Genomic DNA, 18,839 nt, shown 5'->3' with positions numbered 1-18,839 from the left:
TAATAATAAATGATAATAAGTTAATGTAACTCTATAACTTAATTTTCGATATATTATTATGTCAGTATAAATAAAAAACTCCTTTAAATAAAGGAGTTTTTTATTTGTTGATTTTACAACTATTCAAATAAAATTTTATTTTTTATAGTTTAATTTTACGTTTTTGTTTAACTTTTGACAATCACTATCTTTTTCTTTAAAACATTTATTATCCTCTGGTCTTAAGCTTCTATCAGTTTTTTTTAAGTTTTTGCTTAAAAACTCTAAAAAATTACTTTTTCTTGTCGTAAATCTTCTATTGATCCTTTTCTTTTCTTGTTCCTGTCTTATTTCTATAGATTCACTCCCTTCTACTATATAAAAATATGAACGTCTGTTTAATTGATATTCTTCTTCAGTACACTTTTTTCCGTCTACACAATCATTTAAAGGGTTGTCTTCACCATAACCTATAGCACTTTCAATTCTATTACTTGCAATTCCTCTTGATAATATGTAATCTCTCGTAGATTTTGCTCTTTTATCTGACAAAAACCTATTGTAATCTCTTCTACCTCGACTATCTGTATGTGACTCTATTTTTATCACTAACTCAGGATGATTAGTCATTACTGTTACAATATTTTCTAACTCATACTCTGCATCCTCCCTAATATCATACTTATCATAATCAAAATAAATAGGTTTTATAACTATTTGGTTTCCTATTATTAATGGTGTTAACTTTAAGTTTGCTATAATTTCTTTATTTCTCTTATTATTAGTTCGAACTATACTTCTATTTGATCTATGATCTAATTTAGTTGCTGTAACTGTATAGGTATTATTACATGGCACATCTTTGAAAGTATAGTTACCTGAACTATCAGAAATTGTTTCTGCTATAACTTCTTTTTCTTTATTAATTAGTTTTACTACAACCGCATCTACCGGAGTATTTGTTTTATTGTTTTCTATTACTCCTTTAACAATTTGTGTACAAACTGGTGGGTCCGTATAGATAAAGAAGCTATAAATATCATCATCTCCTTTTCCTTTTTCTCTATTTGACGAAAAGAAACCTCTTTTTCCATTTTCACTTATAAAAAATGAAAAGTCGTCTTTTTTACTATTGAATGGATACCCTAAGTTTTCAGGTGATAAAAATGTACCATCCTCTTTAATCTTTGCTTGAAAAATATCAAGCAGTCCTAAACCTAAATGCCCGTTAGATGAAAAATATAATACATTATCATTTCCTACATACGGAAAGACTTCTTTCTCTGATGTATTTATGTCACTTCCTAAATTTACTGGTTCTCCATACTCATCATTTCCTTTTATTTCTACTTTATAAATGTCAGACTGCCCATATCCTCCTGGCATATTAGAAACAAAGTATAATGTTTTTTCATCTGGACTTAAAGCTGGATGACCTGTTGAATATTCATCTTTATTAAATGGTAGCTCTTTAACGTTAACCCAATAACCATTAATATAACTGGCTTTATAAATTTTTAAATTAGATATGTTTTTCTTACTTCTCTTTACTTTCTTTCCTTCAGAATTATTTCTTGTAAAGTAAATGGTTTTTCCATCTTTTGTAAAAACAGGGGTCGACTCATGTAATTCAGAAGCTATTGGCTCTCCTAGCTTTTGAACGTTTCCTAAAACTAAGATAGTGTCTTGCTTACTACCTTCTAATGTTTGTATACTTTCTTCTGCCTTATAAATATTTAAAAATGGTTGATTATTCCACTTATATAATTTTTGTTTTTTTGAATCATTAGCTACAGATGATGAGAAATATGCTTTTCCATTCAATAAAAACCCTCCAAATTCTGAATAGGGTGTATTTATTGCTAAGTTCCTTACTCCTATTCTTTTCTCTTTATTAGTGTAGTCTAACAAATAGTTTTCTTTTTTAAGTTCCTTATTTAAACTACTTTTTTGAGCTTGAGTTAATCTTAAAAATATAGAATCTGATTTTTTATACTTTCCATTACTCCTCAAAGCTTGAGCATATTTAAACAAATGTTTTTCTTCTACTTTTTCATTAAAATTTGAAATAAGTTTTTGATACCATATTTCTGCTTCTTCTGTATTTGAATTATTATAGTAAGACTCAGCTAACCTAGTTAACACATGTTGAGAGCTATCTCCTTTAATTAATACTAAATCTTTATATAATTTGGCCGATTGGACATAAGAAAATTCTTCAAAATAACGATCTGCTACTTTTCTACTTTGGCTAAATCCAACTGCAGTAAGCATTAACAATATTGTTAATGTTAGTATCTTTTTTAATTTCATTTCTCTCTTTTTAAAAGAATCTCGGTGACCTATATCTAATATCCTTAAAGATTTCATACTGTAGCATAATTTCGTGTGTCCCAGAATTTGTTACATTATAGTTTGATGTTGTTAAATCATATGAATACCCTATAAGTAAAGAGTCTGTTGCTTGAAAACCTAAAAGTGCACTTACAGAATCATCCCATCTCCAAGAAGCTCCAACTCTAAACTTCTCATTAAATAGTAAATTAGCTGAAATATCTAATGATAGAGGTGCCCCTGAAACTCCTTTTAACAAAGCTGCTGGTTTAAACTTTAAGTCTTCATTTATATCGAAAACATATCCTGCAATTAAGAAAAAGTGCATTCTTTCTACTGCTACTTCTCCTGGAGTTTCAGCATCGTAATGTTCCATTCTTAAAATATTAGGTACCGATAATCCAACATACCATTGTGGTTGATGATAATAAATACCTGCTCCAACAGTTGGTAAGAACTTATTAATATTATCTTGAAAAACAACTTCATCATCTTTATAAGTTCCTTTTGACCAATCTATATTTAATAACCTTCCTCCTAAACGTAAACCAAAGGCTAAATTACCTTCTGCACCTGTTTGTATATTGTAAGATACATTAGCGTCTAAATATATTTCACTAGATGGTCCTACTTGGTCATTCATTAAGTTAACCCCTAATCCTAACCCAGAATATCCTAAAGGAGTATCGTATGATAAGTTTTGAGTATTGGGAGCTCCCTCAAAACCTACCCATTGCATTCTACCTAATGCAGTAATTACTGTATGCCCTCTAGACCCTGCATAAGCAGGGTTTACATTCATTGTATTGTACATATACTGTGTGTACTGAGGATCTTGTTGCGCATGAATACTTGTAGTTATACAAATACTCATTGTACATATTATAATTAAACTTAAATATAATTTCATTTGATTAATACTTTTATTCATCAGTCTTTTTTATAAATCTAGATTATCTATTAATGTAAATCCAGCCTTTTTTAACTTTACTTCCATTTCCAAGATCTAAAATATAGAAGTATGTTCCAACTGGCAATTTATCGCCTACATTTATATTAGCTCTTCCTTCGGAAATTCCTCTAAACACAACACTGCTATTGTTATATCCTTCAGTTTTATATACTGTATTACCCCATCTATTAAAAATTTCAAGAGTATTATTTGGGAAATTTTCAATACAATCAATGTGTAAGTAACTGTTTGCTTCATCTCCATTAGGACTCATTAAGTTGTTTACTTTCACACAAGTGTCATCATTGATTGCATCCCCAAACCCATCAAAACCATCTATAATGTCAGGTATTCCATCTCCATCTGTATCTTCTCCATCTATCACTCCGTTACCTCCATCGTTTGGATCTGTAGGGCTAGAGTTATTATCTGGATTATTAGCATCTCCAAAACCATCTAAACCATCAACACTATCAGAAATTCCATCTCCGTCTGAATCATCTAAAGGGTTTTCTACTTGTCCATCTCCATCTTCATCTAAATTCCCTCCTTCTACAACATCATTTACTCCATCATTATCGCTATCTAAATCTTGATAGTTAGGAACACCATCTCCATCTGTATCTAATGGAGTATCATCTCCATTACCTCCCTCACCAAAATTATTTATATCTCCATCAACACTATCAGAAATTCCATCTTCATCAGAATCTGAACCTCCCATATCATTAGAATCTATAACTCCATCACCATTAGTATCGGAACTTTCATTTCCTCCCTCAATAACATCATTAATACCGTCATTATCACTATCTAAATCTTGATAATCTGGAGTACCGTCGCCATCCGTATCTGGCTCTTCATCATCATCTACAGAATCATCAGCTTGTCCATCTCCATTAGCATCTGTATACCCTGAATCGCCAGAGTCTATAACACCGTCTTCGTTGGTATCTAAATCTCCATTTCCTCCTTCTATTACATCATTAATACCATCATTATCAGAATCTAGATCTAATGAATCTGGAATTCCATCACCATCAGTATCTACTAAACCATCTCCCTCTTCAACATCTGGAATCCCATCATTATCATCATCTACATCTACAACATCTGATATGCCATCATTATCCGTGTCTTGTAAATAGTATTTATGAGTATTCAAAGCAGATCCTCTATTCCCATCACTATCAATTGAACTTACACTTGCTTCTACTGTCGTGTCTGCATCGGCTGCTAAGTCTGATCCTGGAACATTGATGCTGTAGTTTCCACTGGCATCTACGGTACCAGTGTAGTTGTTTCCATTGATTGTTAGGGTTACGGTGTCTCCTGTATTGAAGTCTCCGCCTACTGTTCCGGTGACTGCAATGGTTGTTCCTGCTTCTGAGGCATTGACAATGTTGTCTGCCGTGATGTTGTCTACACTTATGGTAGGAACTGGAGCGGTCGTGTCTACATTATAAACATGATTCGTGTTTGCACTTCCTGCATTCCCCGATCCGTCTGTTGTCGCTACACTTGCTTCTACTGTCGTGTCTGTGTCAGCAGCTAAGTCTGACCCTGGTACATTGATGCTGTAGTTTCCACTGGCATCTACGGTACCGGTATAGTTGTTTCCATTAATTACTAAGGTTACCGTGTCGCCGGTATTGAAATCTCCGCCTACGGTTCCGGTGACTGCAATGGTTGTTCCTGCTTCTGTTGCATTGACAATGTTGTCTGCCGTAATGTTGTCTACACTAATGGTAGGAACTGGGGCAGTCGTGTCTACATTATAAGCATGGGTCGTGTTTGCACTTCCTGCATTCCCCGATCCGTCTGTTGTCGCTACACTTGCTTCTACTGTCGTGTCTGTGTCAGCGGCTAAGTCTGACCCTGGTACATTGATGCTGTAGTTTCCACTGGCATCTACGGTACCAGTGTAGTTGTTTCCATTGATTGTTAGGGTTACGGTGTCTCCTGTATTGAAGTCTCCGCCTACGGTTCCGGTTACTGCAATGGTTGTCCCTGCTTCTGTTGCATTGACAATGTTGTCTGCCGTGATGTTGTCTACACTAATGGTAGGAACTGGGGCAGTCGTGTCTACATTATAAACATGATTCGTGTTTGCACTTCCTGCATTCCCCGATCCGTCTGTTGTCGCTACACTTGCTTCTACTGTCGTGTCTGTGTCAGCGGCTAAGTCTGACCCTGGTACATTGATGCTGTAGTTTCCACTGGCATCTACGGTACCGGTGTAGCTGTTTCCATTGATTACTAAGGTTACCGTGTCGCCGGTATTGAAATCTCCGCCTACCGTTCCAGTGACTGCAATGGTTGTCCCTGCTTCTGTTGCATTGACAATGTTGTCTGCCGTGATGTTGTCTACACTTATGGTAGGAACTGGGGCAGTCGTGTCTACATTATAAGCATGGGTCGTGTTTGCACTTCCTGCATTCCCCGATCCGTCTGTTGTCGCTACACTTGCTTCTACTGTCGTGTCTGTGTCAGCAGCTAAGTCTGACCCTGGTACATTGATGCTGTAGTTTCCACTGGCATCTACGGTACCGGTATAGTTGTTTCCATTGATTACTAAGGTTACCGTGTCGCCGGTATTGAAGTCTCCGCCTACGGTTCCGGTTACTGCAATGGTTGTCCCTGCTTCTGTTGCATTGACAATGTTGTCTGCCGTGATGTTGTCTACACTAATGGTAGGAACTGGGGCAGTCGTGTCTACATTATAAACATGATTCGTGTTTGCACTTCCTGCATTCCCCGATCCGTCTGTTGTCGCTACACTTGCTTCTACTGTCGTGTCTGTGTCAGCAGCTAAGTCTGACCCTGGTACATTGATGCTGTAGTTTCCACTGGCATCTACGGTACCGGTATAGTTGTTTCCATTGATTACTAAGGTTACCGTGTCGCCGGTATTGAAATCTCCGCCTACTGTTCCGGTGACTGCAATGGTTGTTCCTGCTTCTGTTGCATTGACAATGTTGTCTGCCGTGATGTTGTCTACACTAATGGTAGGAACTGGAGCGGTCGTGTCTACATTATAAGCATGGGTCGTGTTTGCACTTCCTGCATTCCCCGATCCGTCTGTTGTCGCTACACTTGCTTCTACTGTCGTGTCTGTGTCAGCAGCTAAGTCTGACCCTGGTACATTGATGCTGTAGTTTCCACTGGCATCTACGGTACCGGTATAGTTGTTTCCATTGATTACTAAGGTTACCGTGTCGCCGGTATTGAAGTCTCCGCCTACGGTTCCGGTGACTGCAATGGTTGTCCCTGCTTCTGTTGCATTGACAATGTTGTCTGCCGTGATGTTGTCTACACTAATGGTAGGAACTGGGGCAGTCGTGTCTACATTATAAACATGATTCGTGTTTGCACTTCCTGCATTCCCCGATCCGTCTGTTGTCGCTACACTTGCTTCTACTGTCGTGTCTGTGTCAGCGGCTAAGTCTGACCCTGGTACATTGATGCTGTAGTTTCCACTGGCATCTACGGTACCAGTGTAGTTGTTTCCATTGATTGTTAGGGTTACGGTGTCGCCGGTATTGAAGTCTCCGCCTACGGTTCCGGTGACTGCAATGGTTGTCCCTGCTTCTGTTGCATTGACAATGTTGTCTGCCGTAATGTTGTCTACACTTATGGTAGGAACTGGGGCAGTCGTGTCTACATTATAAGCATGGGTCGTGTTTGCACTTCCTGCATTCCCCGATCCGTCTGTTGTCGCTACACTTGCTTCTACTGTCGTGTCTGTGTCAGCGGCTAAGTCTGACCCTGGTACATTGATGCTGTAGTTTCCACTGGCATCTACGGTACCAGTGTAGTTGTTTCCATTGATTGTTAGGGTTACGGTGTCTCCTGTATTGAAGTCTCCGCCTACGGTTCCGGTTACTGCAATGGTTGTCCCTGCTTCTGTTGCATTGACAATGTTGTCTGCCGTGATGTTGTCTACACTAATGGTAGGAACTGGGGCAGTCGTGTCTACATTATAAGCATGGGTCGTGTTTGCACTTCCTGCATTCCCCGATCCGTCTGTTGTCGCTACACTTGCTTCTACTGTCGTGTCTGTGTCAGCAGCTAAGTCTGACCCTGGTACATTGATGCTGTAGTTTCCACTGGCATCTACGGTACCGGTATAGTTGTTTCCATTGATTACTAAGGTTACCGTGTCGCCGGTATTGAAATCTCCGCCTACTGTTCCGGTGACTGCAATGGTTGTTCCTGCTTCTGTTGCATTGACAATGTTGTCTGCCGTGATGTTGTCTACACTTATGGTAGGAACTGGAGCGGTCGTGTCTACATTATAAGCATGGGTCGTGTTTGCACTTCCTGCATTCCCCGATCCGTCTGTTGTCGCTACACTTGCTTCTACTGTCGTGTCTGTGTCAGCGGCTAAGTCTGACCCTGGTACATTGATGCTGTAGTTTCCACTGGCATCTACGGTACCAGTGTAGTTGTTTCCATTGATTGTTAGGGTTACGGTGTCTCCTGTATTGAAGTCTCCGCCTACCGTTCCAGTGACTGCAATGGTTGTCCCTGCTTCTGTTGCATTGACAATGTTGTCTGCCGTGATGTTGTCTACACTAATGGTAGGAACTGGGGCAGTCGTGTCTACATTATAAGCATGGGTCGTGTTTGCACTTCCTGCATTCCCCGATCCGTCTGTTGTCGCTACACTTGCTTCTACTGTCGTGTCTGTGTCAGCGGCTAAGTCTGACCCTGGTACATTGATGCTGTAGTTTCCACTGGCATCTACGGTACCGGTATAGTTGTTTCCATTGATTACTAAGGTTACCGTGTCGCCGGTATTGAAATCTCCGCCTACGGTTCCGGTGACTGCAATGGTTGTTCCTGCTTCTGTTGCATTGACAATGTTGTCTGCCGTGATGTTGTCTACACTAATGGTAGGAACTGGGGCAGTCGTGTCTACATTATAAACATGATTCGTGTTTGCACTTCCTGCATTCCCCGATCCGTCTGTTGTCGCTACACTTGCTTCTACTGTCGTGTCTGTGTCAGCAGCTAAGTCTGACCCTGGTACATTGATGCTGTAGTTTCCACTGGCATCTACGGTACCAGTGTAGTTGTTTCCATTGATTGTTAGGGTTACGGTGTCTCCTGTATTGAAGTCTCCGCCTACGGTTCCGGTGACTGCAATGGTTGTCCCTGCTTCTGTTGCATTGACAATGTTGTCTGCCGTGATGTTGTCTACACTAATGGTAGGAACTGGGGCAGTCGTGTCTACATTATAAGCATGGGTCGTGTTTGCACTTCCTGCATTCCCCGATCCGTCTGTTGTCGCTACACTTGCTTCTACTGTCGTGTCTGTGTCAGCAGCTAAGTCTGACCCTGGTACATTGATGCTGTAGTTTCCACTGGCATCTACGGTACCGGTATAGTTGTTTCCATTGATTACTAAGGTTACCGTGTCGCCGGTATTGAAATCTCCGCCTACTGTTCCGGTGACTGCAATGGTTGTTCCTGCTTCTGTTGCATTGACAATGTTGTCTGCCGTGATGTTGTCTACACTTATGGTAGGAACTGGAGCGGTCGTGTCTACATTATAAGCATGGGTCGTGTTTGCACTTCCTGCATTCCCCGATCCGTCTGTTGTCGCTACACTTGCTTCTACTGTCGTGTCTGTGTCAGCGGCTAAGTCTGACCCTGGTACATTGATGCTGTAGTTTCCACTGGCATCTACGGTACCAGTGTAGTTGTTTCCATTGATTGTTAGGGTTACGGTGTCTCCTGTATTGAAGTCTCCGCCTACCGTTCCAGTGACTGCAATGGTTGTCCCTGCTTCTGTTGCATTGACAATGTTGTCTGCCGTGATGTTGTCTACACTTATGGTAGGAACTGGGGCAGTCGTGTCTACATTATAAGCATGGGTCGTGTTTGCACTTCCTGCATTCCCCGATCCGTCTGTTGTCGCTACACTTGCTTCTACTGTCGTGTCTGTGTCAGCGGCTAAGTCTGACCCTGGTACATTGATGCTGTAGTTTCCACTGGCATCTACGGTACCGGTATAGTTGTTTCCATTGATTACTAAGGTTACCGTGTCGCCGGTATTGAAATCTCCGCCTACGGTTCCGGTGACTGCAATGGTTGTTCCTGCTTCTGTTGCATTGACAATGTTGTCTGCCGTGATGTTGTCTACACTAATGGTAGGAACTGGGGCAGTCGTGTCTACATTATAAACATGATTCGTGTTTGCACTTCCTGCATTCCCCGATCCGTCTGTTGTCGCTACACTTGCTTCTACTGTCGTGTCTGTGTCAGCAGCTAAGTCTGACCCTGGTACATTGATGCTGTAGTTTCCACTGGCATCTACGGTACCAGTGTAGTTGTTTCCATTGATTGTTAGGGTTACGGTGTCTCCTGTATTGAAGTCTCCGCCTACGGTTCCGGTGACTGCAATGGTTGTCCCTGCTTCTGTTGCATTGACAATGTTGTCTGCCGTGATGTTGTCTACACTAATGGTAGGAACTGGGGCAGTCGTGTCTACATTATAAGCATGGGTCGTGTTTGCACTTCCTGCATTCCCCGATCCGTCTGTTGTCGCTACACTTGCTTCTACTGTCGTGTCTGTGTCAGCAGCTAAGTCTGACCCTGGTACATTGATGCTGTAGTTTCCACTGGCATCTACGGTACCGGTATAGTTGTTTCCATTGATTACTAAGGTTACCGTGTCGCCGGTATTGAAGTCTCCGCCTACGGTTCCGGTGACTGCAATGGTTGTCCCTGCTTCTGTTGCATTGACAATGTTGTCTGCCGTGATGTTGTCTACACTAATGGTAGGAACTGGGGCAGTCGTGTCTACATTATAAACATGATTCGTGTTTGCACTTCCTGCATTCCCCGATCCGTCTGTTGTCGCTACACTTGCTTCTACTGTCGTGTCTGTGTCAGCGGCTAAGTCTGACCCTGGTACATTGATGCTGTAGTTTCCACTGGCATCTACGGTACCAGTGTAGTTGTTTCCATTGATTGTTAGGGTTACGGTGTCGCCGGTATTGAAGTCTCCGCCTACGGTTCCGGTTACTGCAATGGTTGTCCCTGCTTCTGTTGCATTGACAATGTTGTCTGCCGTAATGTTGTCTACACTTATGGTAGGAACTGGGGCAGTCGTGTCTACATTATAAGCATGGGTCGTGTTTGCACTTCCTGCATTCCCCGATCCGTCTGTTGTCGCTACACTTGCTTCTACTGTCGTGTCTGTGTCAGCAGCTAAGTCTGACCCTGGTACATTGATGCTGTAGTTTCCACTGGCATCTACGGTACCGGTATAGTTGTTTCCATTGATTACTAAGGTTACCGTGTCGCCGGTATTGAAGTCTCCGCCTACGGTTCCGGTGACTGCAATGGTTGTCCCTGCTTCTGTTGCATTGACAATGTTGTCTGCCGTGATGTTGTCTACACTAATGGTAGGAACTGGGGCAGTCGTGTCTACATTATAAACATGATTCGTGTTTGCACTTCCTGCATTCCCCGATCCGTCTGTTGTCGCTACACTTGCTTCTACTGTCGTGTCTGTGTCAGCGGCTAAGTCTGACCCTGGTACATTGATGCTGTAGTTTCCACTGGCATCTACGGTACCAGTGTAGTTGTTTCCATTGATTGTTAGGGTTACGGTGTCGCCGGTATTGAAGTCTCCGCCTACGGTTCCGGTTACTGCAATGGTTGTCCCTGCTTCTGTTGCATTGACAATGTTGTCTGCCGTAATGTTGTCTACACTTATGGTAGGAACTGGGGCAGTCGTGTCTACATTATAAGCATGGGTCGTGTTTGCACTTCCTGCATTCCCCGATCCGTCTGTTGTCGCTACACTTGCTTCTACTGTCGTGTCTGTGTCAGCGGCTAAGTCTGACCCTGGTACATTGATGCTGTAGTTTCCACTGGCATCTACGGTACCAGTGTAGTTGTTTCCATTGATTGTTAGGGTTACGGTGTCTCCTGTATTGAAGTCTCCGCCTACGGTTCCGGTTACTGCAATGGTTGTCCCTGCTTCTGTTGCATTGACAATGTTGTCTGCCGTGATGTTGTCTACACTAATGGTAGGAACTGGGGCAGTCGTGTCTACATTATAAGCATGGGTCGTGTTTGCACTTCCTGCATTCCCCGATCCGTCTGTTGTCGCTACACTTGCTTCTACTGTCGTGTCTGTGTCAGCAGCTAAGTCTGACCCTGGTACATTGATGCTGTAGTTTCCACTGGCATCTACGGTACCGGTATAGTTGTTTCCATTGATTACTAAGGTTACCGTGTCGCCGGTATTGAAATCTCCGCCTACTGTTCCGGTGACTGCAATGGTTGTTCCTGCTTCTGTTGCATTGACAATGTTGTCTGCCGTAATGTTGTCTACACTTATGGTAGGAACTGGGGCAGTCGTGTCTACATTATAAACATGATTCGTGTTGGTGGAACAAGTTGCATATGACAGGAAACTAGCCTCTACTGTCGTGTCTGTGTCAGCGGCTAAGTCTGACCCTGGTACATTGATGCTGTAGTTTCCACTACCATCTACTGTACCTGTATAGGTGTTTCCGTTGACTGTTAAAGTTACCGTATCTCCTGTATTGAAGTCACCGCCTACGGTTCCGGTTACTGGAATAGTGCTTCCTGCTTCTGAGGCATTCACAATGTTGTCTGCCGTAATATCATTTATAGTTAAGTTAACTACTCCTCCTACAGTAATGGTTGCTGTAGCAGAAGTTGCTTCTGTACAGGCACCACTTTGTACGATTGCACGGTATTGCGTGGTGGTGGTAAGGTTGGTTGCTGTTAAGGTCGTGGTGGTATTTGCGATATCGGTATCAGTGGTAAAGTTATCGGTAGAACTTTCCCAACGGATGATATTTCCTGTCTGTCCACTTAGGGTCAATGTTGTTGAATTGGTTCCGGTACACACATTGGTACTTCCCGCAATGCTTCCTCCCACCGAAGTAGGATCTACAGTAATGGTTGCTGTAGCAGAAGTAGCTTCAGTACAGGCACCACTTTGTACGATAGCACGGTATTGCGTGGTGGTCGTAAGGTTGGTTGCTGTTAAAGTCGTGGTGGTATTGGCAATATCGGTATCAGTGGTGAAGTTATCGGTAGAACTTTCCCAACGGATGATATTTCCTGTCTGTCCACTTAGGGTCAGTGTTGTTGAATTGGTTCCGGTACACACATTGGTACTTCCCGCAATGCTTCCTCCCACCGAAGTCGGATCTACAGTAATGGTTGCTGTAGCAGAAGTAGCTTCAGTACAGGCACCACTTTGTACGATAGCACGGTATTGCGTGGTGGTGGTAAGGTTGGTTGTTGTTAAGGTCGTGGTGGTATTGGCAATATCGGTATCAGTGGTAAAGTTATCGGTAGAACTTTCCCAACGGATGATATTTCCTGTCTGTCCACTTAGGGTCAATGTTGTTGAATTGGTTCCGGTACACACATTGGTACTTCCCGCAATGCTTCCTCCCACCGAAGTAGGATCTACAGTAATGGTTGCTGTAGCAGAAGTAGCTTCAGTACAGGCACCACTTTGTACGATAGCACGGTATTGCGTGGTGGTCGTAAGGTTGGTTGCTGTTAAAGTCGTGGTGGTATTGGCAATATCGGTATCAGTGGTAAAGTTATCGGTAGAACTTTCCCAACGGATGATATTTCCTGTCTGTCCACTTAGGGTCAGTGTTGTTGAATTGGTTCCGGTACACACATTGGTACTTCCCGCAATGCTTCCTCCCACTGAAGTCGGATCTACAGTAATGGTTGCTGTAGCAGAAGTCGCTTCAGTACAGGCACCACTTTGTACGATAGCACGGTATTGCGTGGTGGTGGTAAGGTTGGTTGCTGTTAAGGTCGTGGTGGTATTGGCAATATCGGTATCAGTGGTAAAGTTATCGGTAGAACTTTCCCAACGGATGATATTTCCTGTCTGTCCACTTAGGGTCAATGTTGTTGAATTGGTTCCGGTACACACATTGGTACTTCCCGCAATGCTTCCTCCCACCGAAGTCGGATCTACAGTAATGGTTGCTGTAGCAGAAGTCGCTTCAGTACAGGCACCACTTTGTACGATTGCACGGTATTGCGTGGTGGTGGTAAGGTTGGTTGCTGTTAAGGTCGTGGTGGTATTGGCAATATCGGTATCAGTTGTAAAGTTATCGGTAGAACTTTCCCAACGGATGATATTTCCTGTCTGTCCACTTAGGGTCAGTGTTGTTGAATTGGTTCCGGTACACACATTGGTACTTCCCGCAATGCTTCCTCCCACCGAAGTCGGATCTACAGTAATGGTTGCTGTAGCAGAAGTAGCTTCAGTACAGGCACCACTTTGTACGATTGCACGGTATTGCGTGGTGGTGGTAAGGTTGGTTGCTGTTAAGGTCGTGGTGGTATTGGCAATATCGGTATCAGTGGTAAAGTTATCGGTAGAACTTTCCCAACGGATGATATTTCCTGTTTGTCCACTTAGGGTCAGTGTTGTTGAATTGGTTCCGGTACACACATTGGTACTTCCCGCAATGCTTCCTCCCACCGAAGTAGGATCTACAGTAATGGTTGCTGTAGCAGAAGTCGCTTCAGTACAGGCACCACTTTGTACGATTGCACGGTATTGCGTGGTGGTGGTAAGGTTGGTTGCTGTTAAGGTCGTGGTGGTATTGGCAATATCGGTATCAGTGGTAAAGTTATCGGTAGAACTTTCCCAACGGATGATATTTCCTGTTTGTCCACTTAGGGTCAGTGTTGTTGAATTGGTTCCGGTACACACATTGGTACTTCCCGCAATGCTTCCTCCCACCGAAGTAGGATCTACAGTAATGGTTGCTGTAGCAGAAGTCGCTTCAGTACAGGCACCACTTTGTACGATAGCACGGTATTGCGTGGTGGTCGTAAGGTTGGTTGCTGTTAAAGTCGTGGTGGTATTTGCGATATCGGTATCAGTGGTGAAGTTATCGGTAGAACTTTCCCAACGGATGATATTTCCTGTCTGTCCACTTAGGGTCAGTGTTGTTGAATTGGTTCCGGTACACACATTGGTACTTCCCGCAATGCTTCCTCCCACCGAAGTCGGATCTACAGTAATGGTTGCTGTAGCAGAAGTCGCTTCAGTACAGGCACCACTTTGTACGATAGCACGGTATTGCGTGGTGGTGGTAAGGTTGGTTGCTGTTAAGGTCGTGGTGGTATTTGCGATATCGGTATCAGTGGTGAAGTTATCGGTAGAACTTTCCCAACGGATGATATTTCCTGTCTGTCCACTTAGGGTCAGTGTTGTTGAATTGGTTCCGGTACACACATTGGTACTTCCCGCAATGCTTCCTCCCACCGAAGTCGGATCTACAGTAATGGTTGCTGTAGCAGAAGTAGCTTCAGTACAGGCACCACTTTGTACGATAGCACGGTATTGCGTGGTGGTGGTAAGGTTGGTTGCTGTTAAGGTCGTGGTGTGGTGGTTTGCGATATCGGTATCAGTGGTGAAGTTATCGGTAGAACTTTCCCAACGGATGATATTTCCTGTCTGTCCACTTAGGGTCAGTGTTGTTGAATTGGTTCCGGTACACACATTGGTACTTCCCGCAATGCTTCCTCCCACCGAAGTCGGATCTACAGTAATGGTTGCTGTAGCAGAAGTCGCTTCAGTACAGGCACCACTTTGTACGATAGCACGGTATTGCGTGGTGGTCGTAAGGTTGGTTGCTGTTAAAGTCGTGGTGGTATTGGCAATATCGGTATCAGTGGTAAAGTTATCGGTAGAACTTTCCCAACGGATGATATTTCCTGTCTGTCCACTTAGGGTCAGTGTTGTTGAATTGGTTCCGGTACACACATTGGTACTTCCCGCAATGCTTCCTCCCACCGAAGTCGGATCTACAGTAATGGTTGCTGTAGCAGAAGTCGCTTCAGTACAGGCACCACTTTGTACGATTGCACGGTATTGCGTGGTGGTGGTAAGGTTGGTTGCTGTTAAGGTCGTGGTGGTATTGGCAATATCGGTATCAGTTGTAAAGTTATCGGTAGAACTTTCCCAACGGATGATATTTCCTGTCTGTCCACTTAGGGTCAGTGTTGTTGAATTGGTTCCGGTACACACATTGGTACTTCCCGCAATGCTTCCTCCCACTGAAGTCGGATCTACAGTAATGGTTGCTGTAGCAGAAGTCGCTTCAGTACAGGCACCACTTTGTACGATAGCACGGTATTGCGTGGTGGTCGTAAGGTTGGTTGCTGTTAAAGTCGTGGTGGTATTTGCGATATCGGTATCAGTGGTAAAGTTATCGGTAGAACTTTCCCAACGGATGATATTTCCTGTCTGTCCACTTAGGGTCAGTGTTGTTGAATTGGTTCCGGTACACACATTGGTACTTCCCGCAATGCTTCCTCCCACCGAAGTCGGATCTACAGTAATGGTTGCTGTAGCAGAAGTCGCTTCAGTACAGGCACCACTTTGTACGATAGCACGGTATTGCGTGGTGGTGGTAAGGTTGGTTGCTGTTAAGGTCGTGGTGGTATTGGCAATATCGGTATCAGTTGTAAAGTTATCGGTAGAACTTTCCCAACGGATGATATTTCCTGTCTGTCCACTTAGGGTCAGTGTTGTTGAATTGGTTCCGGTACACACATTGGTACTTCCCGCAATGCTTCCTCCCACTGAAGTCGGATCTACAGTAATGGTTGCTGTAGCAGAAGTAGCTTCAGTACAGGCACCACTTTGTACGATAGCACGGTATTGCGTGGTGGTCGTAAGGTTGGTTGCTGTTAAAGTCGTGGTGGTATTTGCGATATCGGTATCAGTGGTGAAGTTATCGGTAGAACTTTCCCAACGGATGATATTTCCTGTCTGTCCACTTAGGGTCAGTGTTGTTGAATTGGTTCCGGTACACACATTGGTACTTCCCGCAATGCTTCCTCCCACCGAAGTAGGGATAATTGTAAGGGATGCTTCATCTGAAGCTAAAGTCTGACAGGTGTTAAGTGTACTTGTTACTATCAACCTATATTTATTAGTGGAAGCTGTTATTGGTGGATTGGTTAAGGTTAATGCAGGGGTAGTTGCATTGCTATATATTCCTCCATTAGATATACTATTCCAAGCTCCGACACCTCCTACTTGCTCTAGCCATTGATATACCAATCCAGTTGTAGTACTTGTACTACCACTGTAATCCGGATTTGTTCCTGGGGCGGTTCCTGTATAAGTAGTTGTACTTAAAGAGCTTGCTGCGGCTGTAAAAGTAACATTGCTCCCTAAACATATAGTACTATCACTTGGTTGTGTGTCCATTTGTATTTGAGTAGCAACAATTTCATTACCTGTGGTCTCTTGTCCTTGATCACCTCCTATATCTGATGCTCCAGAAGCATTTACAAGGTTAGGAACTCCATTGCTATCGATACTTCCTTGAGCTGCTATATCTATTCTTCCATTTCCGTCTAACTGACCAGAAGAAACATTTTCACTTGCTTCTACTGCATCAAAGCACCCATCATTATCACTATCTAAATCTAAATGATTCGGAATTCCATCATTGTCGGAATCTAACAGACAGCTTAATCTAGAGAATGGTAAGTTTCTTCTTGATATGGATGGACCTTCATATTCTACAGATAAATTTTCTGCTCCTGTTCTTTCATAAAATAACACTTCGAGTTCATGGACTCCTGATTTAAGAGTTATTTGACCACTTCGTGTTCGACTTGCATGTGGTCCGTCGTTGTCAACGACTTCTATACCATTTATAAACAGTTTAGACCCATCATCAGATGTTGTATAGAACGTATAAGCCCCATCTGTATCTATTCTTAACAACCCTTTGTATCTAACACTAAATGTTTCATGATCCCCTGGGGTATGTAGCGCCCACAGTTGATCTACATTAAAATTAGTACTTGTTCCTGTTGCTAAAGCCCCTGTAGTTGGTATATCGTCTACTGTATTTGATAATGGATAGGAATTATAAAACTCATAACTGATAGTTCCTGTACAATTATTTTCCTCCGTATCTAAAATACCATCATTATCATCATCCAAATCATCTCTATCTGCAACATTATCTCCATCACTATCTGCTAAAACTGTTACTGTTACTATAGCTGTATCACAATTTGTTGAAGGTTGACATAAACTATATACTAATTCATATACACCAGCTGGCACACCAGGTGCTACAGAAACTTCTCCTGTATTTGTGTTTAATGTTATTCCTGGGTTTTCAGAACTAACTTCTGATAGTTCTACTCCTGACGCTGATGGATTAGTTGTACCTGCTACGGTATCATTTGTTAACACATTTGCTACAGCTACTCCCCCATTTGTACTTACTATTTCTCCAAAATCATCTTCTGCAACTATAATAGGTACACCTGATACGTTCGTTATAAATACGCCTGAATCAAGTTGATAGTCTCCTACATCAGCTATAGCCATTTTCATTCTGTAAACTACACCTATTTCTAAGTTTATATTAGCTTCAAGTTTTTTTGTCACTCCATTAAATTCTACAAATATTTGACGAGGAATAGAAGCTTGACCCGAATTACACGTAATGGTAGACCCATCATGACCATTATTTATATATAATGAACTTTGTGACAAATCTGCTGCTGTTCCGTCATTAGCACATCCTAGAAACCCAGCATTAATATTATTAACTGCTACAGGCAAACCTGTAGTTGGTACTGTTGCTAAATTTAATCCTGGTGCCACATCTGGTACTAACGGATCTAAACCATTAGGATCTGTTACAAAAAAACCGAAAACATCATTATACCTAGAACCTACATAATTTGGATACTCCTCTGAACCAAACTGGAATTCAACTAATACCCCCTTATAACCAGGTAAAGCCTCAAAATCAAATTCAAACAAAACAATATCAGTATGATAACCTCCATCTAAACCTTTCAAATCTGGATCATTAATATCTGCATTCATATTTCCATAAGACATATTAGTATATGCATTATTATTACTAAATACTTGATTCACATTTGAAGTAGTAAATGCAACTCCTCGTTCAATATCTAAACCAGCTCCTACACCTCCAGAAAATATCGCTACCTGATTAATATTTGTATTTGTAGTTGTAAGTGTTGGATTTGAAATCAATACACCATCTGACTGTAACTCAGAAGCTATCTGTGATGCTGTGGGGTTGTTATTTAAAAGGGTTACCTGTCCAAAAATCCCTACACTAAAAAACAAAGAAAGGATTAGAGTAAAAAAATTCACATTATTCTTTACATCTTTTTGATTGTATTTTTTTTTCATTTACTTCTTTTTAACATATACTTAATAAAGAGCTAAAACAAAAAGCTTTAACTGAATTGACTACTAAAAAACAGAATGGGATACAAAAAAGCCCCACACAAAACATTAAGTTGCTCTTATACAACTTATTTCTCGTGGGGGGCCTCTAAAATTTTGAATGTGCAAAAGTAAACTTTTTTTACTTTCACTAAAACATTAGACGTAAAATTAACAATTTAAGTCACATTATAATAAAAAAATATATCTAAAGCGTTTAAAATAACTAAAACTTATAATAATAAACCTCTTAAACACACCTCTCAAAGAGTTTTATTCCTTATTAAA

3 protein-coding genes are annotated in these 18,839 nt (G+C 41.9%); all 3 read right to left on the bottom strand.

What is annotated here, in order from left to right; translation table 11 throughout:
* Nucleotides 1-135 precede the first annotated feature (135 nt).
* Genes ACXIHB_RS00400 through ACXIHB_RS00390 form a run of 3 tightly spaced genes read right to left on the bottom strand, consistent with a single transcriptional unit; the run spans nt 136 to nt 18,515 of the window.
* On the bottom strand, nt 136-2,292 hold the full coding sequence (locus ACXIHB_RS00400) for an OmpA family protein (RefSeq protein ID WP_462098628.1): 2,157 nt from the start codon (nt 2,290-2,292) through the stop codon (nt 136-138).
* Between the two features lie 10 nt (nt 2,293-2,302).
* A complete protein-coding gene (locus ACXIHB_RS00395) occupies nt 2,303-3,223 on the bottom strand; it encodes a PorP/SprF family type IX secretion system membrane protein (RefSeq protein ID WP_073183859.1) in 921 nt (306 codons plus the stop codon).
* A 43-nt stretch (nt 3,224-3,266) separates the two neighbouring features.
* Nucleotides 3,267-18,515 (bottom strand): Ig-like domain-containing protein, encoded by a 15,249-nt coding sequence (locus ACXIHB_RS00390; protein WP_462098627.1) that lies wholly within the window; start codon nt 18,513-18,515, stop codon nt 3,267-3,269.
* Nucleotides 18,516-18,839 lie beyond the last annotated feature (324 nt).

The organism is Tenacibaculum sp. IMCC1 (assembly GCF_054906355.1).
Note: the sequence above shows the minus strand (reverse complement) of the source record. Positions and strands in the feature narration are given on the sequence as shown.